The 20,440-nt window shown below is 73.2% G+C and carries 19 protein-coding genes and 1 tRNA gene; 8 read left to right on the top strand and 12 right to left on the bottom strand.

Features of this window, described 5'->3' with window-relative positions; genetic code table 11:
* Positions 1-2 precede the first annotated feature (2 nt).
* The 7 genes from nuoG to LXM90_RS13245 form a co-directional block, all read right to left on the bottom strand.
* Positions 3-2,084: an NADH-quinone oxidoreductase subunit NuoG gene (nuoG, locus tag LXM90_RS13275; RefSeq protein WP_020092239.1), complete on the bottom strand. Its 2,082-nt coding sequence runs from the start codon at positions 2,082-2,084 to the stop codon at positions 3-5.
* Between the two features lie 192 nt (positions 2,085-2,276).
* The gene (nuoF, locus tag LXM90_RS13270; RefSeq protein ID WP_012319032.1) at positions 2,277-3,578 is read right to left on the bottom strand and encodes an NADH-quinone oxidoreductase subunit NuoF; all 1,302 of its coding nucleotides are present in this window, start codon (positions 3,576-3,578) and stop codon (positions 2,277-2,279) included.
* A 9-nt stretch (positions 3,579-3,587) separates the two neighbouring features.
* Positions 3,588-4,949 carry an NADH-quinone oxidoreductase subunit NuoE gene (gene nuoE, locus LXM90_RS13265; protein WP_020092238.1) on the bottom strand — a complete coding sequence of 454 codons (1,362 nt, stop codon included), beginning with the start codon at positions 4,947-4,949 and terminating at the stop codon, positions 3,588-3,590.
* 10 nt (positions 4,950-4,959) lie between these two features.
* Positions 4,960-6,150 carry an NADH-quinone oxidoreductase subunit D gene (locus tag LXM90_RS13260; RefSeq protein WP_020092237.1) on the bottom strand — a complete coding sequence of 397 codons (1,191 nt, stop codon included), beginning with the start codon at positions 6,148-6,150 and terminating at the stop codon, positions 4,960-4,962.
* 16 nt (positions 6,151-6,166) lie between these two features.
* Positions 6,167-6,814, bottom strand: a complete 648-nt coding sequence (locus tag LXM90_RS13255; protein WP_020092236.1) for an NADH-quinone oxidoreductase subunit C — start codon at positions 6,812-6,814, stop codon at positions 6,167-6,169.
* Positions 6,815-6,823: 9 nt separating this feature from the next.
* Entirely contained in the window at positions 6,824-7,411 is a 588-nt protein-coding gene (locus LXM90_RS13250) for a NuoB/complex I 20 kDa subunit family protein (RefSeq protein ID WP_010686017.1), read from the bottom strand.
* Positions 7,412-7,453: 42 nt separating this feature from the next.
* Positions 7,454-7,819: an NADH-quinone oxidoreductase subunit A gene (locus tag LXM90_RS13245; RefSeq protein WP_007560754.1), complete on the bottom strand. Its 366-nt coding sequence runs from the start codon at positions 7,817-7,819 to the stop codon at positions 7,454-7,456.
* 384 nt (positions 7,820-8,203) lie between these two features.
* On the opposite strand from LXM90_RS13245, the gene LXM90_RS13240 reads away from it, so the two are divergent.
* Positions 8,204-8,280, top strand: a tRNA-Asp gene (locus tag LXM90_RS13240).
* 101 nt (positions 8,281-8,381) lie between these two features.
* Here LXM90_RS13240 and LXM90_RS13235 read toward each other — a convergent pair.
* Together LXM90_RS13235 and LXM90_RS13230 are read right to left on the bottom strand one after the other, a co-directional pair.
* Complete coding sequence (locus LXM90_RS13235; protein ID WP_020092234.1) at positions 8,382-9,284, bottom strand: EamA family transporter; 903 nt, start codon at positions 9,282-9,284, stop codon at positions 8,382-8,384.
* A gap of 40 nt (positions 9,285-9,324) precedes the next feature.
* Positions 9,325-9,648, bottom strand: a complete 324-nt coding sequence (locus LXM90_RS13230) for a DUF1127 domain-containing protein (RefSeq protein ID WP_020092233.1) — start codon at positions 9,646-9,648, stop codon at positions 9,325-9,327.
* A 114-nt stretch (positions 9,649-9,762) separates the two neighbouring features.
* Here LXM90_RS13230 and LXM90_RS13225 point away from each other — a divergent pair, with 114 nt between their 5' ends.
* Positions 9,763-11,154, top strand: a complete 1,392-nt coding sequence (locus tag LXM90_RS13225; RefSeq protein WP_020092232.1) for a PLP-dependent aminotransferase family protein — start codon at positions 9,763-9,765, stop codon at positions 11,152-11,154.
* Positions 11,155-11,163: 9 nt separating this feature from the next.
* Here the strand turns inward: LXM90_RS13225 and LXM90_RS13220 are convergent, their stop codons facing one another.
* Positions 11,164-12,489 (bottom strand): sensor histidine kinase, encoded by a 1,326-nt coding sequence (locus LXM90_RS13220; protein ID WP_020092231.1) that lies wholly within the window; start codon positions 12,487-12,489, stop codon positions 11,164-11,166.
* Entirely contained in the window at positions 12,489-13,154 is a 666-nt protein-coding gene (locus LXM90_RS13215; RefSeq protein ID WP_020092230.1) for a response regulator transcription factor, read from the bottom strand. Before LXM90_RS13215 ends, LXM90_RS13220 begins: the two co-directional genes overlap by 1 nt.
* 291 nt (positions 13,155-13,445) lie before the next feature.
* Here LXM90_RS13215 and LXM90_RS13210 point away from each other — a divergent pair, with 291 nt between their 5' ends.
* The 5 genes from LXM90_RS13210 (at position 13,446) to LXM90_RS13190 (ending at position 18,016) form a co-directional block, all read left to right on the top strand.
* Positions 13,446-14,132, top strand: a complete 687-nt coding sequence (locus tag LXM90_RS13210) for a DNA-binding protein (RefSeq protein ID WP_020092229.1) — start codon at positions 13,446-13,448, stop codon at positions 14,130-14,132.
* A 21-nt stretch (positions 14,133-14,153) separates the two neighbouring features.
* A complete protein-coding gene (locus tag LXM90_RS13205) occupies positions 14,154-14,522 on the top strand; it encodes a hypothetical protein (protein WP_234082875.1) in 369 nt (122 codons plus the stop codon).
* 79 nt (positions 14,523-14,601) lie between these two features.
* The gene (locus LXM90_RS13200; protein ID WP_020092227.1) at positions 14,602-16,353 is read left to right on the top strand and encodes an ABC transporter ATP-binding protein; all 1,752 of its coding nucleotides are present in this window, start codon (positions 14,602-14,604) and stop codon (positions 16,351-16,353) included.
* Between the two features lie 76 nt (positions 16,354-16,429).
* Positions 16,430-17,305 (top strand): aldose 1-epimerase family protein, encoded by an 876-nt coding sequence (locus LXM90_RS13195; protein ID WP_020092226.1) that lies wholly within the window; start codon positions 16,430-16,432, stop codon positions 17,303-17,305.
* 3 nt (positions 17,306-17,308) lie between these two features.
* A complete protein-coding gene (locus tag LXM90_RS13190) occupies positions 17,309-18,016 on the top strand; it encodes a uroporphyrinogen-III synthase (protein ID WP_020092225.1) in 708 nt (235 codons plus the stop codon).
* Here the strand turns inward: LXM90_RS13190 and LXM90_RS13185 are convergent.
* A complete protein-coding gene (locus LXM90_RS13185) occupies positions 18,013-18,591 on the bottom strand; it encodes a hypothetical protein (RefSeq protein ID WP_234082874.1) in 579 nt (192 codons plus the stop codon). The two genes, LXM90_RS13190 and LXM90_RS13185, sit on opposite strands and share 4 nt — an antisense overlap.
* A gap of 127 nt (positions 18,592-18,718) precedes the next feature.
* Here LXM90_RS13185 and LXM90_RS13180 point away from each other — a divergent pair, with 127 nt between their 5' ends.
* A complete protein-coding gene (locus LXM90_RS13180; RefSeq protein ID WP_234082872.1) occupies positions 18,719-20,320 on the top strand; it encodes a translation initiation factor 2 in 1,602 nt (533 codons plus the stop codon).
* Positions 20,321-20,440 lie beyond the last annotated feature (120 nt).

The following is a 20,440-nucleotide window of genomic DNA, read 5'->3' as shown; positions in this document are numbered from 1 at the left end:
TCCTACTCGGCCGCCGCGAGGGGCTGCGCCTCGGCGGCGCGCTCCCGGGCGAGGCGCGAGCACTCCGCGAGGATCCGCGAGGCGCGGGCGATCGGGTTGGTGAGGTAGAAGTCGGTCACGGGCGACGCGAAGGCCGGACCGGTCGCGGTGCCGCCGAGGCCGGCGAGCCGGTCGACCGCCTCGGTCACGTTGCCCGGCTCGACGGCGCCGACCGCCGCCAGATGCGGGTGGGCGGCGTAGAGCGCGCGGCGCAGCGCGGTCAGCGAGTCGAACGGCAGGCGCTTGCCCAGCACGTCCGAGAGCGCGCGCAGGATCGCCCAGTCCTCGCGGGCGTCGCCCGGCGGGAAGGCGGCGCGGTTGCCCATCTGGACCCGGCCCTCGGTGTTCACCCAGGTCGCCGACTTCTCGCTGTAGGCGGCCCCCGGCAGGATCACGTCGGCGCGGGCGGCGCCGCGGTCGCCGTGGCTGCCCTGGTAGACCACGAAGGCGCCCGGGGCGACGTCGCGCTCGTCGGCGCCGAGGTTGAACAGGACGTCGAGCGCGCCCGGCTCCAGCATCTGCGTGAAGGTCAGGCCGCCCTCCCCCGGCACGAAGCCGAGATCGAGCGCGCCGACCCGGGCCGCGGCCGTGTGCAGCACGCCGAAGCCGTTCCCCTCGGCCGAGACCGCGCCGATCTCCTTCGCGAGGGAGGCGGCAGCGGCCAGGATGCCCGGCGCCGCATTGGCGCCGACGATGACGAGCGGCGCCTTCGCCTCCTTGAGGATCTCGAGGAAGCTGTGCTCGCCGCGGGCGAGCGCCGCGAGTGAGTCGGGGCCGGCGCCGATGTAGTGGCTCGGGTAGGTCAGGTCGACCGGCTCGCCGATCACGCCCACCGCCAGCGGGGCCATGCGCCAGCGCTTGCGGATACGGACGTTCAGCAGCGAGGCCTCGGTGCGCGGGTTGGCGCCGACGATCAGGATCGCGTCCGCCGCCTCGATGCCCGGGATGGTCGGGTTGAAGATGTAGGAGGCGCGGCCGAGCGCCGGGTCGAGGCCGGCATCGGTCTGGCGGCAGTCGAGGTTCGGCGAGCCGAGGCTCCTGACCAGCTCGCGGAGTGCGAAGATCTCCTCGACGCCCGCGAGGTCGCCGACGACCGCGCCGACGCGCTTCGGATCCGTGCCCTTCACCTTCGCGGCGATGGCCTGGAACGCCTCACCCCAGGAGGCGGGCCGCAGCCGGCCGTTCTCGCGCAGGTACGGCCGGTCGAGGCGCTGCATCCGCAGCCCGTCGATGTGGTAGCGGGTCTTGTCGGAGATCCACTCCTCGTTGATCTCCTCGCTGATCCGCGGCTCGATCTGCATGACCTCGCGGCCGCGTGTGTCGATGCGGATCGACGAGCCGACCGCGTCCATCACGTCGACCGACTCGGTCTTGTTCAGCTCCCACGGCCGGACGTTGTAGCTCTGCGGCCGGTGCACGAGGGCGCCCACCGGGCAGAGGTCGGCGACGTTGCCCTGCAGCTCCGAGGCCATCGACTGCTCGAGGTAGCTCGTGATCTCCATGTCCTCGCCGCGGCCGATGGCGCCGAGGTCGGGCACGCCCGCCACCTCGGCGAGGAAGCGCACGCAGCGGGTGCAGTGGATGCAGCGGTTCATCGCGGTCCGCACCAGCGGGCCGATATGCTTCTCCTCGACCGCCCGCTTGTTCTCCGTGTAGCGGGTCGAATCGACCCCGTAGGCCATGGCCTGGTCCTGCAGGTCGCAGTGGCCGCCCTGGTCGCAGATCGGGCAGTCGAGCGGGTGGTTGATGAGGAGGAACTCCATCACCCCCTCGCGGGCCTTCTTGGTGCCCTGCGAGCGCGTCAGCACCTCAGGCGGCTCGCCGTTCGGGCCGGGGCGGCAATCCTTCACCGCGTAGGCGCAGGAGGCCACCGGCTTCGGCGCGCCCTTCAGCTCGACGAGGCACATGCGGCAATTGCCGGCGATCGACAGGCGCTCGTGGAAGCAGAAGCGCGGGATCTCGGCCCCCGCGGCCTCGCAGGCCTGGAGCAGCGTGTAATCGGCGGGGACGTCGACCTCGGTGCCGTCGACGAGGATTTTTGTCATCGGATCGTCTCGTAAACTGGCCCAAACGCGCGAGGCCGGATCCCACCCACGCCCTCATCCTGAGGTGCGAGGCGCAGCCGAGCCTCGAAGGAGATGTCCAGCCCGCCTCGCGATCTCTGGAGGACTCCTTCGAGGCCCGCTGACGCAGGCACCTCAGGATGAGGCTGTGGGTTGGACACCGGCATAGCGCCCTTACTCGGCGGCCATCGGCACAGGCTCGCTGTGCGGGTTGGCGGTGTAGCGGTCGATGCGCTTCTCGATCTCGGGGCGGAAGTGCCGGATCAGGCCCTGGATCGGCCAGGCCGCCGCGTCGCCCAGCGCGCAGATCGTGTGCCCCTCGATCTGCTTGGTGACCTCGAACAGCATGTCGATCTCGCGCTTCTGCGCGCGGCCCTCGGTCATGCGCTGCATGACGCGCCACATCCAGCCGGTGCCCTCGCGGCAGGGCGTGCACTGGCCGCAGGATTCGTGCTTGTAGAAGTACGAGATCCGGGTGATCGCCGCGACGATGTCGGTGGACTTGTCGAGCACGATCACCGCCGCGGTGCCGAGGCCGGAGCCCAGGTTGCGCAGGGTGTCGAAGTCCATCTTGGCGTCGACGATCTGCTCGGCCGGCACCAGCGGCACCGACGAGCCGCCCGGGATCGAGCACAGCAGGTTGTCCCAGCCGCCGCGCATGCCGCCGCAATGGCGGTCGATGAGCTCGCGGAAGGTGATGCCGAGCTCCTCCTCGACGTTGCACGGCTTGTTGACGTGCCCGGAGACGCAGAAGAGCTTGGTGCCGGTGTTGTTCTTGCCGCCGAGGCCGGCGAACCACGCGCCGCCCCGGCGCAGGATCGTGCCGGCGACCGCGATCGACTCGACGTTGTTCACGGTCGTGGGGCAGCCGTAGAGGCCCATATTGGCCGGGAACGGCGGCTTCAGCCGCGGCATGCCCTTCTTGCCCTCGAGGCTCTCGATGAGCGCCGTCTCCTCGCCGCAGATATAGGCGCCGGCGCCGTGGTGGACGTAGATGTCGAACGGGTAGTCGTGGACGTTCGACTGGCCGACGAGGCGGGCCGCGTAGGCCTCGTCCACGGCCTTCTGGAGGGCGTGCTTCTCGGCGACGTACTCACCGCGGATGTAGATGTAGCAGGCATGCGCGTTCATCGCGAAGCAGGCCAGCATGCAGCCCTCGATCAGGAGATGCGGGTCGTGCCGCATGATCTCCCGGTCCTTGCAGGTGCCCGGCTCCGACTCGTCGGCGTTGACCACGAGGTAGTGCGGGCGCCCGTCTGACTTCTTGGGCATGAACGACCATTTGAGGCCGGTGGGGAAGCCCGCGCCGCCGCGGCCGCGCAGGCCCGAGGCCTTCATCTCCTCGATGATCCAGTCGCGGCCCTGCTCCAGCAGGAACTTGGTCCCGTCCCACGCGCCGCGCTTCTTGGCGGCCTCCAGGCCCGGCGAGTGCAGGCCGTAGAGGTTGGTGAAGATGCGATCCTGATCCGACAGCATGTCAGGTCCTCACTGAGCCGGCGCCGACAGGGCCTTGGCCTGCCCCACCCAGTTCTCCCGGTCGATGCGACCCGGGAACGCGAGGTAGGTGCCGACCCAGGCGATCTCGTCGCGGGACCAGGCGGCGATCTGGTCGAAATGGTAGATGCCGAGCCCGTTCAGGCGCTGGCTGTTACCCGGGCCGATGCCCTTGATGCGCGTCAGCTCGTCCGGCTTGCCGGCGCGGGCGGCCTCCAGCCCCGGCGGCCGCTTGCCCACGGCGTCGGCCTTCTGCTCGGGGCTCGCGTCCTTCGGCAGGGCCGCGAGCGCGCCGGCGATGCGCGCCTCCTCGGTCTCGGCCGCCACCTCGCCCTCGCTGGCGCCGGAGGCCTCCGGCTGCTGCGGGACGGCGTCGCGGTTCGGCACCGCCTGGTGGCCCTGCTCGCCGGCGGCGGGCTCGCCCTCGGCGACGCGCTTGGCCGGCGTGTCGAGCACGTCCGCGTCGCCCGGCCGGGCGGCGCCGTGCTTGGCGGTGGAGCGGCCGCGCTCGGCCGCGTCGGCGCGATCCTCGGGCTTCACCGGGCTCTCGCCGTTGGCGGCGCGCTGGGCCGGAGCGTCGCTCACGGGACGCTCGACCGGGCGGCCGGCGTCGGGCCGGGCCGGCTTCGGGTTCTCGGCGGCCTGCTGCGTGCTGGACGCGGCTTCACCGGTCTGGGCGGCCGGTTCCTCCGCCTTGCCGGCCTCCTCGAAGCGCTTGCGCCACGCGCCGACCCGCGAGCCGTCGAACAGCGTCGGGTCGGTGAGGGTGTTCACGGCGTCCCGGGGCTCGGACGAGACGCGCCCGGTCTGCGAGCCGACCTTCACGGGCCGGCCGGCGGCGAGGTCGTCCATCAGCTGGCCGAGGGACTCGGGCGTCAGGTCCTCGTAGTAATCCTGGTTGATCTGCACCATCGGCGCGTTGCAGCAGGCGCCGAGGCACTCGACCTCGAGCCACGAGAAATTGCCGTCGGCCGAGACGTGTCCGGCCGGGCCCAGACGGGCCTGGAGCATCTCCTTGAGGCCCCGCGCGCCGCAGGAATCGCACGGGACCGTGCCGCAGACCTGGATCCAGAAGCGGCCCACGGGCTCGAGGGCGAACATCGTGTAGAAGGTCGCGACCTCCAGCACGCGGATGTTCGGCATGCCGAGCTCGGCCGCCACCGCCTCGATGGCCGCCCGCGGCAGCCAGCCGCCGTTCTGCTCCTGCGCCCGCCACAGGAGCGAGATCACCGCCGAGGCCTGGCGGCCTTCGGGGTACTTGGCGATCTGGGTCTTGGCCCACTCGGCATTCTCAGGGGAGAACGCGAAGCTCTCGGGCTGCTCCGAGGCCGGGGCGAGTCTGCGGTTTGCCATCGCTTCTGTCTTACCGATCCACTTCGCCGAACACGATGTCGAGCGTGCCGAGCACGCAGGACACGTCGGCTAAGAGGTGCCCGCGGCACATCCAGTCCATCGCCTGCAGGTGCGCGAAGCCCGGCGCGCGGATCTTGCAGCGATACGGCTTGTTGGTCCCGTCGGACACCAGGTACACGCCGAACTCGCCCTTCGGCGCCTCGACCGCGGCGTAGACCTCGCCCTCGGGCACGTGGAAGCCCTCGGTGTAGAGCTTGAAGTGGTGGATGAGCGCCTCCATCGAGCGCTTCATCTCCCGGCGCGGCGGCGGCGCGAACTTGCCGTCGACGGAGGCGATCGGACCCTGGCCGGCGGGCTCGCGCAGCTTGGCGACGCACTGCTTCATGATGCGCACGGATTCGCGCATCTCCTCCATGCGGATCACCTGGCGATCGTAGGTGTCGCCGTTCTTCCCGACGGGGATGTCGAACTCCATCTCCTCGTAGCACTCGTAGGGCTGCGCCTTGCGCAGGTCCCACGGGATGCCCGAGCCGCGCACCATCACGCCCGAGAAGCCCCACTCCATCGCCTCGTCGACCGACACGATGCCGATATCGACGTTGCGCTGCTTGAAGATGCGGTTGGCCATGACGAGGTCGTCGAGGTCCTGGACGACCTGCAGGAACGGGTCGCAGAACGCGTCGATGTCGTCGATGAGCTTCGGCGGCAGATCCTGGTGGACGCCGCCGGGCCGGAAGTAGTTGGCGTGGAGCCGGGCGCCGGAGGCCCGCTCGTAGAAGATCATCAGCTTCTCGCGCTCCTCGAAGCCCCAGAGCGGGGGCGTGAGGGCGCCGACGTCCATCGCCTGCGTGGTGACGTTGAGCAGGTGCGACAGCAGGCGGCCGATCTCGCAGAACAGCACGCGGATCAGCTGCGCGCGGCGCGGCACCTCGATCCCGGCGAGCTTCTCGATCGCCAGGCAGAAGGCGTGCTCCTGGTTCATCGGCGACACGTAGTCGAGCCGGTCGAAATAGGGCGTCGCCTGCAGGTAGGTCTTGTACTCGATCAGCTTCTCGGTGCCGCGGTGGAGCAGCCCGATATGCGGGTCGACCCGCTCGACCACCTCGCCGTCGAGTTCCAGCACGAGGCGCAGCACGCCGTGCGCCGCCGGGTGCTGCGGGCCGAAGTTGATCGCGAAGTTGCGGATGTTGTGTTCGGTCACGGACGCTCTCCGCGGCTCAAGGCGACGTCTTCTCGTCGCCGGGGAGCACGTAGTCGGTGCCTTCCCACGGGGACAAGAAGTCGAAGTTCCGGAATTCCTGCGTCAGCTGCACCGGCTCGTAGACGACCCGCGCCTGGTCCTGGTCGTAGCGGACCTCGACGAAGCCGGTGAGCGGGAAGTCCTTGCGCAGGGGGTGCCCCTCGAAGCCGTAATCGGTGAGCAGGCGGCGCAGGTCGGGATGGCCCGAGAACAGGATCCCGTAGAGGTCGTAGGTCTCGCGCTCGTACCAGTTGGCCGCCGGGAAGACCTCGATCACGGAGGGGACCGGCGTCACCTCGTCGGTCTGCACCTTCACCCGGATGCGCAGGTTATGGCGCAGGGAGAGCAGGTGGTAGACCACGTCGAAGCGCTTCTCGCGCTGCGGGTAGTCCACGCCGCATATGTCGATGAAGTTGCGGAACGCGCAGGCCGGATCGTCGCGCAGGTAGGTCAGCGCGTAGACGATGTCGGAGGCCTGGACCACCAGCGTCAACTCGCCGAACGCGACGGTGTGGGACACCACCGCCGGGCCGAGGGCGCCGAGGACGCGCTCGGCCAGGGCCGAGACGGCGTCGTCGCCGTAGGCCGGCTGGGTGTGGGGCAGGATCGAGATGCCGTTCGTCATGGCCGCTCCTCAGCGCTCGATCGTGCCGGTCCGGCGGATCTTCTTCTGCAGCAGCAGCACGCCGTAGAGCAGCGCCTCGGCGGTGGGCGGGCAGCCGGGCACGTAGATGTCCACCGGCACCACCCGGTCGCAGCCGCGCACCACCGAGTAGGAGTAGTGGTAGTAGCCGCCGCCGTTGGCGCAGGAGCCCATGGAGATGACGTAGCGGGGCTCCGGCATCTGGTCGTAGACCTTGCGCAGAGCTGGGGCCATCTTGTTGGTGAGCGTGCCGGCGACGATCATCACGTCGGACTGGCGCGGCGAGCCGCGGGGGGCGAAGCCGAATCGCTCGCAATCGTAGCGCGGCATCGACATCTGCATCATCTCGACCGCGCAGCAGGCGAGACCGAAGGTCATCCACATCAGCGAGCCCGTGCGGGCCCAGTTGATCAGCTCGTCCGTGGTGGTGAGCAGGAAGCCCCGGTCGGCCAGCTCGTCGCTGATCGACAGGAAGGTCGGGTCGTCCGCGCCGATCGGGCGGCCTGTGTTGGGATCGATGATCCCCTTCGGCTGGGGCGCGATCGCGGGGGCGCGGTTGGTGTCGGTGATCAGGGCCATCGGCGACTCAAGAATTCGGTGCGGGCGGCGAGCGGCGGGAGATCAATCCCATTCGAGGGCGCCCTTGCGCCACTCGTAGACGAAACCGACGGTCAGCACGCCCAGGAAGACGATCATCGACCAGAAGCCGAACCAGCCCAGATCCCCGAAGGTGATCGCCCAGGGGAAGAGGAACGCGACCTCGAGGTCGAAGATGATGAACAGGATGGCGACGAGGTAGAAGCGCACGTCGAACTTCATGCGGGCGTCGTCGAACGCGTTGAAGCCGCACTCGTAGGCCGAGAGCTTCTCGGGATCGGGGCTCTTGAAGGCCACCAGGAAGGGGACGACCAGCAGCGCCGTGGCGATGAACAGCGCCACGCCGATGAACACGATGAGCGGCAGGTAATCCGCCAACAATCCGGTCATGCCAGGGCCTCGCGAGACGAGTGAAACCGCGGTGCGACGCCGACCCGGATCCGCCCGTGGAATTGTTCTTATGCCAGGATGCGCGCGGCCGGAGGCTTAGTCGAGCCGCCGGCCCGTGACAATGGCTTGTCGCGTCGCACAAAGCGCGCTGTCAGCCGTCCTGTCGGTCGTCCTGTCGGTCATGTCCGAGATGGGCTTGCGCGGCGCCGGCGCAACACGACGGAAGCGCGCAGGCCCGAGTCGGGGGGGCTGGTATGCCTGCGGCGGCGGTCGCGGATCGAGGCGGATGCGAATCCGTGCGGGACGCGCTTGACAGGGCACCGGGCGCCCCATAAACCCCGCCCCGTCGCCGGGCGAAACGCCCCTTCGAAGCGACCACGCCGTGCGGGCGTAGCTCAGTTGGTTAGAGTGCCGGCCTGTCACGCCGGAGGTCGCGGGTTCGAGCCCCGTCGCCCGCGCCACGTCCCCCTCGATATCACCATCAGAATTCGTCTCGCGGTGCACCGTGCCGACGCGCAGTCGCGCGCGCCCGAGCGGGACGGGTGATGGCTCGACCGTGCGGTCAGGCCACCTTCGACGATTCGGGGGAAGGACCTGGTGGAGCGACCGCGCCCGGCCGCGTCCCGCGCAGGCTGAGGGCGATTCCCGTCAGGATCAGGCCTCCCCCGGTCAGGATGTCGGCGCTCAGCGGTTCGCCCAGGACGAGATGCGTGCTCAGGATGCCGGCCACCGGCACCAGCAGGGCGAAGGGCGTCACGGCAGCCGCCGGGTAGCGGGTCAGGAGCCCGTTCCAGAGGCCGAAGGCGAGGAGCGTCGTCGGGTAGGCCTGGAACGCGACCGATCCGATCGCCCCCCAGCTCGGATGCGCCAGCGCCGTGAGCGCCCCGGGCCCCTCGACGATCAGCGACAGGATGAGCAGGGGCGGCGTGGTGGCGAGGCTGCTCCAGACCATCAGCGCCAGGCGGTCGACCCGGCCGATCCGCTTCGCGACGACGTTCGCGCTGGCCCAGGACAGGGCCGCGCCGACGACGAGGATCAGCGGGCCGAGCGGGGCGCCCCCGCCCCGCCCGAGCGCCACCGCGGCGACGCCGAGGAGCGCGATGCTGCCGCCCAGGATCTGCCGTCGGCGCGGGCGCTCCCCCTGCAGCGCCCAGGCGAGCGCCACGGTGAACGGGACCTGGACTTGGATCAGGAGCGACGACAGCCCGGCCGGCATGCCGAGGCGGATCGCCGTCATGAGCAGCCCGAACTGGCCGACCCCGAGGGCGAGGCCGAACCCCGCCACCAGGGCGACGGGGGCCCGGGGCGGCCGGATCACCAGCGCCGCCGGCAGCGCCGCGAAGCCGAAGCGCAGGGCGCACAGCATCAGCGGCGGCACCGTCTCCAGGCCGACCTTGATGGCCACGAAGGCCAGCCCGAGGATCGTGACCACCAGGATTGCGGCGAGCCCGTCGCGCAGCGTCATGCGCGCACCCTACGCCGCACGCCGCCGCGTCACCACCGCATCACCAAGGCCGCACGGCCGCCCGAGCGTGGCGTCGCTCGTCGCGCCGGCCGACCAGCAGGTGGATCGCGTCGACCGTGCCGGGCACGCAGGCATCGGCCACGTCCTGCCGCGTCAGGCCGATATCCTTCAGTTCCCGGTCCGACAGGGTCGACAGGCGCTGGAGCACGCGGCGGTTCATCGCCGCCCGCGTCAGGCCCGCGCGCACCTCGGCGGCGACCGTCAGCACGGGCCCGGCCATCCGGGCGAGCCATCCGCCGCGCGATCTGATCCGGGATCCGATCCGGGTTTCCAGGGCGGCGGTCTCTGTCAGGCACTGAGTCATGGATCCCCTCCTCCATCGTTCCGGGGCGTCGCGATCCTGGCGGGCGGGGGCTGGCGGCGACAGGAACACTTCGGTACGGTTCGGAAGAATTGTCCGGACGAATGAGCAGTACGGATGACGGTCGAAGTCAGAAGCCCAGGGACGCGCGTCGAGGCCGTGGTCGGCGAGATCCGCGAGCGGATCGCGGCGCGGCGGCTGGTCCCGGGCGTGCGGATCCCCTCGGTCCGGGCCTTCGCGGAGACGATGGGCGTCTCGAAATCCACCGTCGTGGAGGCCTACGAGCGCCTCGCCGCCGAGGGCGCCGTGGTGCCGCGGCCGGGCTCGGGCTTCTACGTCGCCGGCAAGACCCGGCCGCTCTCGCTCCAGGCGATGGGGCCGCGGCTCGACCGGATCGTCGACCCGCTCTGGATCACCCGTCAGGCGCAGCAGGCCGGCTCCGACCAGCTGAAGCCCGGGGCCGGCTGGCTGCCCGATTCCTGGATGCCCCACGAGGCGATCCGCCGGGGCCTGCGCCGGGTGGCCCGGGCCGACCTCGCCGAGATGACCAACTATGACCGGCCCCTGGGCTACGAGCCCCTGCGCCACCAGATCGCCCGCAAGGTCGGCGAGAAGGGCGTCGGCGCCGAGCCCGACCAGATCGTGCTGGTCGAATCGGCTACGCAGGCGCTGGACCTCGTCTGCCGGTTCCTGCTCCAGCCCGGCGACACCGTGCTGGTCGACGATCCCTGCTACTTCAACTTCCTGGCGCTGCTGCGCGCGCAGCGCGTGGCGGTGGTCGGCGTGCCGATCACGCCGGAGGGGCCGGACCTGCAGGCGCTCGCGACCCTGCTGGAGCAGCACCGGCCGCGCTTCTACCTGACCAACGCCGCCCTCCAGAACCCGACCGGGGCGAGCCTCGCGCCGACCGTTGCGCACCGGCTCCTCAAGCTGTGCGAGGCGCACGACACGCTCATCGTCGAGGACGAGATCTTCGGCGACCTCGAGCCCGAGGCCGCCCCGCGGCTCGCCGGCTTCGACGGACTGGAGCGCGTGATCCAGATCGGCAGCTTCTCCAAGACCCTGTCGGCGGCCGCGCGCTGCGGCTGGATCGCGCTCCGGGCCGACTGGGTCGAGCCGCTGGTCGATCTCAAGCTCGCCCTCAGCCTCGGCAACGGCCACATCACGGCCGCGCTGGTGCACGCGCTGATCACCGAGGGCGCCTACCGGCGGCACCTCGCCGAGACCCGCCGCCGGCTCGCCGGCGCGATGGTGCAGGCCTCCGCGGAGCTGCGCGCCTGCGGCCTCGAGACCTGGGCGCAGCCCCGGGGCGGCTTCTTCCTGTGGATGCGGCTGCCCGACGGGCGCGACGGGGCCGACGTCGCCCGCCGGGCGCTGGCACGCGGCATGGTGCTGGCGCCCGGGACCTCGTTCAGCCTGTCGGATGCGTGGAACGGCTACATGCGCTTCAACGTGGCCCACTGCGCCGATCCGCGGATCCGGCCGATCCTCCGGGAGGCGCTGGGCTGAGGGGCACGGTCAGGCCGGCAGCCGCAGCTCCGCCCGCAGGCCGCCGAGATCCGACCGCCCGAGGCTCAGGCCGCCGCCGTACAGCTCGGCGAGCTCCAGGGTGATCGGCAGCCCGAAGCCGTGGCCCGGCACGCCCTCGTCGAGGCGCCGGCCCCGGGCCATGACGGCGGAGGCCGCCGCCGGGTCGAGGCCGGGCCCGTCATCCTCCACGACTACGGCCACCGCGCCGTCGCGCGCCGACGCCGAGACCCGCACGCGGCCGCGGCACCAGCGGCAGGCATTGTCCACGAGGTTGCCGAGCATCTCGTCGAGATCCTGGCCCTCGCAGGAGACCGACAGGGTCTCCGGGACGTCGAGGTCGATCGCCGCGCCCTTCTCGGCGTGGATCCGCGTCAGCGCCGCGCGCAGGTCCGACAGCCGGGGCGCCAGGGCCGTGCGGCCCCGGGCCGAGCCCGCCAGGGCCGCGGCCCGGGCGCGCCGGAGGTGATGGCGCACCCGCCGGTCCATGTCGTCCACCTGCCGGCGCAGGGCGCCGTCCGGGTCGCGGGCGGGCTCGGCGAGGGCCATCGACAGGGTGGCGAGCGGCGTCTTGAGGGCGTGGGCGAGGTTGGCGACGTGGCCGCGGGCGCGCTCCAGGTTCTGCGCATTCTGGTCGAGGAGCGCGTTGAGCTCCGCCACCATCGGCGCGATCTCGGCCGGCTGGTCCGCCGGCACGCGCTCGTGCCGCCCTGCCCGGACCGACGCGAGGTCCGCGCGCAGGCGCGTCAGCGGCGCGAGGCCCAGGCGCACTTGGAAGGCCAGGCCCGCGAGCAGGCACAGGCCGAGGATGCCGAGCGCCAGGGCGAGGCTCGTCAGCGCCTCGCGCAGCGGCCCGCGCAGCTCCCCCTCCGGCGCCGCCACCACGATCGTCGCCGGCTCGGGCCCGGGCACGGTCAGCACGCGGGCGACGAGGGGCTCGCCGCGCGGCCCCGTGCCCGAGGCCGGATGCGGCCGGCCCGGATCGTCGTCCGGTCCGGGATCGGACAGGCGGATGTCCCCGCCCCGCAGGGAGCCGGATCGGATCGTCTCGGCGCCGCGGCGCACCTCCCAGGCCCAGCCGGGGCCGGGCCGGTCGAAGGGCGGCGCGTCGAGACCCTGCGGGAGGATCCCGGCCTCGAGCCCGGCCCGCAGGGCGACGATCTGCGCGTCGAGCCGGCCGTCGAGCTGCCCGCGCACGAAGCGGTGCAGGATCACACCGATGGCGAGGCCCGCCACCACCAGGGCCGCCAGCACCAGCACCAGGGCCGACGCGAGCAGCCGTGTGCGGAGCGAGCGGCGCCGCGCCGTCGCCGCCATCAGGCGGGCTCCGCGTGCAGGCGGTAGCCGTGGCCGCGCACGCTCTCGATCCGCGCAGGCGCGATCTTCCGGCGCAGGCGCGTGATGATCACCTCGACGGAGTTCGAATCGACGTCGGCGTCGCCCTCGTAGACCCGCTCGATCAGGTGCGGGCGCGGCACCACGGTCTCGCGGTTCAGCATCAGGCAGGACAGGACCCGCCATTCCAGGCCGGTGAGCTTGAGCGGCAGGCCCTCGTGCTCGAAGGCGCCGAGACCCGGATCGAAGCTGAGGGGACCGCAGGTGATCCGGCTCGCGCCCCCGCCCTGGGACCGGCGCACGAGGGCGCGGAGGCGGATCACCAGCTCCTCCACGCGCACCGGCTTCACGAGGTAGTCGTCCGCCCCCGCCTTGAAGGCCGCGACCTTGTCGCTCCAGCCGTCCCGGGCGGTGAGCACCAGCACCGGCAGGGTCCGGCCGGCCCCGCGCCAGGCCCGCAGCACCGAGACGCCGTCGCCCTTCGGCAGGCCGAGATCGAGCACGACGGCGTCGTAGCCCTCGGTCTCGCCGAGATGCTGGGCGTCCTCGCCGGTGGCGGCGTGGTCGAGCACGAAGTTCTCGGCGCGCAGGACCTTGGCGACCTCCGCCGCGAGGGCGGCGTCGTCCTCCACCAGCAGGATCTTCACCGGTCTCACCTCCCCGTCTGGACCGCGGCGGCCGGCCGGTTTCGCCCGCTGCCGCCGGCACTTAGGGCCGTGGTCTCACGTCGGCTCCCGGGACGGCCGCCCGGGCGCCGACCTGTCGGCCCGCATCAACGCCCGCTGCCAAGCCTCTGAACCCGCACGGGTTCCACACGGAGCGCTCTAGGGCGGCGCGTTTAACCGGGCCTGAACCGCGCGGTTCAGACCGGATTGCCGGCGCCTCCCTAGGAAGGGGCATCGGATCGAGCGGATCCGGACCCTCCAGAGGATGAGATCATGAGCGACGACAAGACCATCGACGGGACCGCGCGGGAAGTCCGCGAGACCGAGGCCGCCAAGCCGGCGTCGCGGGCGGTGCCGCGGCGGACCTGGGTGGTGGGCGCGGTGGCGCTGCCGCTTGCCCTGGGCGCCGTCGGCCTGTCCCTGGCGCAGGGAACGCCGTTCCAGCCGACGCCGGTCGCGCCGGTGGCGATCCAGGCCCTGGCCCCCTCCGGCGCGACCGCCATCAAGGGTGAGGTCGCGGAGATCTTCGGCAACAAGTTCGTGGTGCAGGACGGGACCGGGCGGGCCCTCGTGGAGACGGGCCGCGAGGGCGAGGGCGGCGGCCTCGTCGCCAAGGGCGAGACCGTGACGGTGCAGGGTCGCTTCGAGACCGGCTTCCTGCGCGCCCGGGTCCTGACCCACGGGGACGGGCGCACGCTGCTGCTCGGGCCGGCCGGCGGCCCTCCGACCGGCAGCCTGGACTGGGCCAAGGACCGGCTCGGTCTCGGGCCGAAGCCCGACATGGCCGCCCTGACCGCCTCGCTCCAGGCGGCGGGCTACGGCGACGTGCGGGTCACGGGCCGCGGGCCGCGCCATCTCGAGGTGGCCGCGAAGGACCGGGACGGCCGCGAGCACCAGCTCCATGTCGGCTTCGACGGCCAGGTGCGGGAGCGCCCGGCGCCGGGGCTGCCGCCGCTCTGAGCCGTGCCCGGGCGGGCCCGCGTGCAACCCTTCCGCGCCTGCCGCGTCCTCCTGTCTCTCGCCGGACAGGAGGTGCGCGCCGTGGAGCCGATGAAGCCGATGGAACCCATGGAGCCCATGGAGCCGATGAAACCGATGAAGGGCGCGGAGCCCTGGTGGCCGAAGGATCTCGGCGAGCCCGCGACCAGCGGCGCGCAAAACGGGATGAGGTACGCGTTCTTCCCGGACAAGCGCCGCCTCCTCGTCGACCGCGACGGGCAGGTCTCGACCTACGACAGCGGCGACCACCGGATCGGCGGCGTCGCGCAGGCGGACGGGGCGGCCCAGACCCTGACCTTCACCGGCCAGGACGGCGAGGTCGACCTGGGCTCCCTGAAGAAGCTCGACTGAGCCCGGCGTGGACAGGCCGGGACGGCGCGCTTAAGCCCGGCCCAACCATGCGAGCCGTCCCGCCAGACCCCGCGATGCCATGCGCGCGCTGATCGACCTCGTCCGCGCCATGCGGTCGGCCGACCGGCGCCGGCTCGCCCTGATCGCCCTCGGCCTCGCGGCGGCGGCGCTGCTCGAGGTGGTGGGCGTCGCCTCGGTGATCCCGTTCCTGACGCTGGTCGGGGACCCGTCGGCGGCGACCCGGATCCCCTACCTGGCCCAGGCCCGGAGCGCCCTCGGACTGACCGACGAGCGCGGCTTCCTGCTGGTGACCGGCGGGGCCGCGCTCGCGGCGATCCTCGTCACCGCGCTGGTGAATGCCGGGCTGACCTACGCGCAGCTCCGGTTCACGCACCTGGCCGGCTACAGCCTCAGCCGGCGGCTGCTGTTCCGCTACCTCGACCGGGAGCGGCTGTTCTTCGCGAAAGCCAACAGCGCCGAGCTCGCCAAGAACGTGCTGTCCGAGACCGACCGGCTGGTGATCGGCGCGCTGACCCCCGCCACGGTGCTCGCCTCGCGGGCGAGCTCGGCGCTCGCGGTGATCGCGTTCCTGCTGGCCTACGCGCCGCAGCTCGCGCTGATCCTGGGGGGCGGCTTCGGCGGCCTCTATGTCGGGATCTACCTGGTGATGCGCGCCCGGCTGGCCCGGCTGGGCGGCCGCACCGTCGCCGACAACGAGGCCCGCTTCCGGATCGTGCAGGAGACCTTCGGGGCGCTCACCGAGCTGAAGCTCTACGGGCGCGCGGAGGCGTTCGCGTCGCGGTTCGACGCCCCGGCCCGGGCCTACGCCCTCGCCACCGCGGCGAGCCAGCTCACCGGCCAGATGCCGCGCTTCGTCATCGAGGCCCTGGCCTTCGGCGGGGTGATCGTGGTGGTGCTGTTCGCGCTCGCCCAGGGGCTCGACGTCGCCGGCATCCTGCCGCTGCTCGGCCTGTTCGCCTTCGCGGGCTACCGCATGCTGCCGGCCTTCCAGAACATCTTCACCTCGGTGGCGCTGATGCGCTTCACCCTGCCGGCGGTGCGGGTGATCGTCGACGAGCTCGCCGACGAGCGCGAGCCCCGGCCCCGCACCGCGGAGCGTCTGCCCTTCGCGCGGGCGATCCGGCTCGAGAGCCTCGGCTTCGACTACGGCACCGGCCGTCCGGCCCTCGCGGGGATCGACCTGACGATCCCGGTCAACGCCACGGTCGGCCTCGCCGGGCGCACCGGCTCGGGCAAGTCGACGCTCGCGGGCCTGATCCTCGGCGTGCTGGGCCCGACCGCCGGGCGGATCACCGTGGACGGCCGGCCCCTCGATGCCGGCACCCTGCCCGCGTGGCAGAACCGGATCGGCTACGTCCCGCAGGAGGTGTTCCTGGTGGACGGGACCGTGGCGGAGAACATCGCGCTGGGCCTCGACGCGCCGGACCTCGCCGCCGTCGAGCGGGCGGCGCGGCTCGCCGGCGCCCACGACTTCGTCGCCGCCCTGCCGCACGGCTACGCCGAGCGGGTCGGCGAGCGCGGGGCGCGGCTGTCCGGCGGCCAGCGCCAGCGCGTCGGCATCGCCCGGGCACTCTACCACGACCCGGACGTCATCGTCTTCGACGAAGCGACCTCGGCCCTCGACGACGAGACGCAGGCGGCCGTGATGCGGGCGCTGCGCGCCCTCTCGGGCCGGCGGACGCTGATCCTGATCGCCCACCGCCTCTCGACTCTGGAGGGCGCCGACGCGGTCCACGTCCTGGAGGCCGGCCGGATCGTCGCTTCCGGGCCGCCCGAGGCGGTCCTGCCGGGGCTCGGAACGGCGGCCTGAGCAACCGCGCGCCGGGGCCTTGCGTCCGGCCCCGCCTCCGTTACCTCGGCTCACCGAGGCAGACCGGGAGAGCACCGTGACCACGCGCATCGAGCTGACCGCACCGGACGGCACCACCGCGACGCTCGCGACCGACGGGGCCGAGCCGGTCTCGTGGCGGGTCGGCGGGACCGAGTATCTCTGGAGCGGCGATCCCGAGCACTGGAACCGCCACGCACCCTGGCTCTTCCCGGTGGTCGGCGCCTCGGCGGGCGGGCACGTGACGGTCGGGTCCGAGCGCTACCCGATGGCCCAGCACGGCTTCGCCCGGGACCTGCCCTTCGCGGTGGTCGACCGGAGCGCCGACGCGGTGACCCTGCGCCTGACCGACGGGCCCGAGACGCGGGCGCACTACCCGTTCGCGTTCCGGCTCGACATCGCCGCGCGGGTCCGCCCGGCGGGGCTCGACCTCGACGTGACCGTCGCCAATCCCGGCGCCGTCCCCCTGCCCTACGCCCTCGGCTTCCACCCGGCCTTCCCGTGGCCCTTCGCGGGCGGCACCCGCGCCCGCGACGGCGGCTACGCGGTCGCCTTCGAGGAGGCGGAGCGGCCCTTCGCCCCGCAGGTCGGCCCAGGCGGCCTGCTGCTGCGCGACGAGCAGCCGATCCCCCTCGCCGGGGACACGCTGCCCCTCGATCCGGCGCTCTTCACCGAGGCCTTCGTGTTCCGGAACGCCCGCAGCCGCTGGATGCGCTTCACCGGCCCCGGACGATCGATCCGCATGGAGATGGCGGATTTCCCCCACCTGGCGGTCTGGACCAAGCCGACCGCACCCTTCCTGTCGCTGGAGTGCTGGACCGGCTACGCCGACTGGTCGGACTTCGCGGGCGACCTCGCCGCGCGCGATTCGCAGCGTCTGCTCGCCCCGGGCGCCGCGGCGCGCCACGGCGTCCGCCTGACGCTGGAGACCTAGCCCTTGCGGATCTGGGTGGCGCGGCCCGAGCCGGGAGCGACGCGGACCGGGGCGGCCCTGGCCGAACTCGGCCATGTGCCGCTCGTGGCGCCCGTCCTGGCCGTGCGGCCGACCGCGGCGGCCCCGCCCATGAGACCCTTCGCCGCGCTGCTGCTGACCAGCGCCAACGCGGTTCCGGCGATCCGCGACGCCCCGGCCCTGCGCAGACTCCCGGTCTTCGCCGTCGGCGCTCGGACGGCCGCCCTGGCTCGCGCGGCCGGTCTCGGCCCCGTCCGGGAGGGGCCCGGCGACGCCGCGGGCCTCGCCGGCCTGGTGGCGGCGACGCTGCCGCCCGGCCAGCCACTCCTCCACGCGACGGGAGCCGAGCGCAAGCCGGAACCGGCGGCGACGCTCACGGCCGCCGGATTCCGGGTCACGGCCTTCGTGGCGTACCGGGCCGAACCGCTGGACCGCCTGCCGCCGGCGGTCGGCCGCGAACTCGCCGAGAACCGCCTCGAGGCGGCCCTTCACTATTCCCGGCGCAGCGCTGCCGTCGCCCTTGCCCTCGCGGATGGATCGGAGCACGGCGGAGCTTTCCGCCGGCTGAGGCATTACTGCCTATCGCCGGATGTTGCGGCACCCCTGGAAGCGGCCGGTGTTCCGGTCCATTTCGTCGCGGCACGCCCGCGCGAAGCGGACCTGCTCGGCGCCCTGACAGGGCGACCGGGCTAACCGCGCGGTGACAGGGAGGCCGGGCCGCCGTATCTCGCCCTCGCGCCCGGCGCCGCCGCGGTGCTAGGGGGGCGCGGCGACGCCGAAGAGTTGGAGGACTTGCCCGTGACGCCACCACCCAGCGACGCCGACAAGCCCGGCCCCGGCGGCTGGAAGCCGGACGCCGCGCCCGGCAAGCCCGGGCAGTCCAGCCCGCCCGGTGGCGCGTCCCGACCGGCCGCGACGTCGGCGTCCACAGCCTCCACGTCGGCCTCGACGTCCGCTTCCACGTCGGCCTCGATGTCGGCCTCCACCTCTTCCACCGCCGCCGGCGGCGTGCGGGGGCCGCAGGGATCCGCGTCCGGAATGCCGCCCAGGCCGGCGACCGACCCGGTCGTGACCGCCAAGCCCGGCACGACCGATCCGAAGGCCGACGCCGGCAAGCCGGTCTCCGGGGCCGACAGCCTGAAGCCGTCGACCGGCCCGGCCGCCCAGTCGGCCGGTGCGAAGCCCGATCCCGTGACGGCGGGCGCCGCGTCGTCGGCCTCCGACGGCAGGACCGGAGCGTCCCCCGCGTCGTCGTCGACGGCCTCCACCGCCGCGTCCGGGACGTCCGGCGCGAAGATCGATCCGAAGGCCGCGCAGCCCGGAACCGGCCCGCAGGGCGGTCCCCGTCCGGGGGGAGGCGCACCCGGCGCCGCGGGCCCGGCAGCGGCCAGCGCGGTGACGGCCGGCCCGATCATCGACCTGAAGGCCAAGCGCATCCCGGATCCGCCGGCCGCCGGCAAGGAGCCGGGCAAGGACGCTTCCAAGGACGCTTCCAGGGATACTTCCAAGGACGCCTCCAGGGACGGCAAGGAGCCGCCGAAAGGCCCGATCCCCGCGGTGGCCGCCGTCGATCCCGGCAGGAGCGCCGCCGCGCCCGCCGGCCGGGCACGGGCCGGGTTCGGCTCGCTCGCGGCCGCGGGGCTGCTCGGCGGCGTGATCGGCGCCGGCCTGCTGTTCGGCGCCGAGAAGGCCGGGATCGGTCCCGACCCGCGCCTGAGCGCCCTGGACCAGAGGCTCTCCGGCCAGCTCGCGTCCCTCGACAAGCGTCTCGACGGGCTGGCCCCGCGCGACGCCGTGACGGCGCTCGACAAGCGCGTCGCCGCCGCCGAGGCGAGCGCCAAGCAGGCCCTGGACAAGTCCGGTGCGGCGCCCGCGTCCACCGCCGACGGGCAAGCGGCCGGTCAGGCCTCCGGTCAGGCCCCCGCGGTGCCGCCGGATCTCGTCGCCCGCCTCGACAGCCTCGACCAGCGCGTCGCGGCCCTGCAGGAGGAGCCGGGTCAGGAGCCCGGTCGCGACCAGCCGGCCGATTCGAAGCTCGGCGTGGTCCAGGACAACGCGAAGCAGATCGCCGACCTCGAGACCCGCCTGAAGGCGGTGGAGGATGGCGGCGCCAACAAGGGCGCGGCCGAGGAGGCCGCCCGGAAGGTCGCGGCGCTGCAGAGCGAGGTGGAGCAGAAGACCAAGGCGAACGCCGAGGCCGACGCGGCCCTGGGGCAGCGCCTCGACGCGCTGCAGCAGGCCGTCGACGCGCGGGTGAAGGCCGCGACCGAGGCGGTCCAGGCGGCGACCCAGGCGAGCCGCACCGCCGCCGAGGCCGGACAGGCCCAGGCCGCGGAGGCCGCGAAGGCGGTCGACCGGCGGCTGCAGGAGCAGGCCGACCAGATCGCCGCTCTGGACAAGAGCGTCGCGCAGCGCGCCGAGGCCAGCACCGTCCAGGCGGCGCTCCGGGTCGTCGTCGCCGACCGCGTGGCGGCCGCCCTGGAATCCGGGACGAGCTACGCCGAGCCGCTCGCGACCCTGCGCAAGCTCGATCCGGGGACCGACGCGCAGGCCAAGGCCCTCGCGCCCTTCGCGGACGGCGGCGCGCCCTCGGCGGCCGATCTCGCCGACACGTTCCGGCCGATCGCCGAGCGGATCGCGGCCAAGCGGCAGGCGCAGCGGGCCAAGAGCGCGGCCGAGACCGGCGATTTCCGCACCAAGCTCCTCAGCATGGCCGACGGTCTCGTGCAGATCCGCAAGGCCGACGCGCCCGCCCCCGAGGCCGCGGACGATCCGGAGAGCAAGGTCCAGGCGGCCCTCGACCGCGGCGACCTGTCGGCGGCCTCGGCGGCCTTCGCGGCGCTCCCGGCCGAGGCGCGGGACCAGGCCGGGGATTTCGGCGCCAAGCTCAAGGCCCGGGCCGAGGCCGAGCAGGCCGTGCGCGCGCTGCTCGACGGCGCCTTCAAGGCCCTGCCGGTCGGCGCCGCCCAGCCGGCCCAGGCCGCCCCCGGGCGCTAGGCCGGTGAGGGCCCCGATCCGCGCGCTGCGCGGCCGCACCATCTCCGAGCGGGCGCGCAGGCGCCCCGCTCCTCCCGCACCCCGCGACGGCCGCCAGCCGGCCGCCGACAGGAGATACTG

The organism is Methylobacterium oryzae, assembly GCF_021398735.1.
Taxonomy (GTDB): domain Bacteria; phylum Pseudomonadota; class Alphaproteobacteria; order Rhizobiales; family Beijerinckiaceae; genus Methylobacterium.
This window is presented reverse-complemented; position numbering and strand designations above follow the sequence as displayed.

What these genes read in the sequence shown, in the direction of transcription:
- nuoE (WP_020092238.1), bottom strand. Translation starts at nt 4,949, where the DNA reads ATGGCAAACCGCAGACTCGCCCCGGCCTCGGAGCAGCCCGAGAGCTTC.
- LXM90_RS13230 (WP_020092233.1), bottom strand. Translation starts at nt 9,648, where the DNA reads ATGACTCAGTGCCTGACAGAGACCGCCGCCCTGGAAACCCGGATCGGA.
- LXM90_RS13245 (WP_007560754.1), bottom strand. Translation starts at nt 7,819, where the DNA reads ATGACCGGATTGTTGGCGGATTACCTGCCGCTCATCGTGTTCATCGGC.
- LXM90_RS13210 (WP_020092229.1), top strand. Translation starts at nt 13,446, where the DNA reads ATGAGCGACGACAAGACCATCGACGGGACCGCGCGGGAAGTCCGCGAG.
- LXM90_RS13250 (WP_010686017.1), bottom strand. Translation starts at nt 7,411, where the DNA reads ATGGCCCTGATCACCGACACCAACCGCGCCCCCGCGATCGCGCCCCAG.
- LXM90_RS13255 (WP_020092236.1), bottom strand. Translation starts at nt 6,814, where the DNA reads ATGACGAACGGCATCTCGATCCTGCCCCACACCCAGCCGGCCTACGGC.
- LXM90_RS13225 (WP_020092232.1), top strand. Translation starts at nt 9,763, where the DNA reads ATGACGGTCGAAGTCAGAAGCCCAGGGACGCGCGTCGAGGCCGTGGTC.
- LXM90_RS13200 (WP_020092227.1), top strand. Translation starts at nt 14,602, where the DNA reads ATGCGCGCGCTGATCGACCTCGTCCGCGCCATGCGGTCGGCCGACCGG.
- LXM90_RS13235 (WP_020092234.1), bottom strand. Translation starts at nt 9,284, where the DNA reads ATGACGCTGCGCGACGGGCTCGCCGCAATCCTGGTGGTCACGATCCTC.
- nuoF (WP_012319032.1), bottom strand. Translation starts at nt 3,578, where the DNA reads ATGCTGTCGGATCAGGATCGCATCTTCACCAACCTCTACGGCCTGCAC.
- LXM90_RS13220 (WP_020092231.1), bottom strand. Translation starts at nt 12,489, where the DNA reads ATGGCGGCGACGGCGCGGCGCCGCTCGCTCCGCACACGGCTGCTCGCG.
- nuoG (WP_020092239.1), bottom strand. Translation starts at nt 2,084, where the DNA reads ATGACAAAAATCCTCGTCGACGGCACCGAGGTCGACGTCCCCGCCGAT.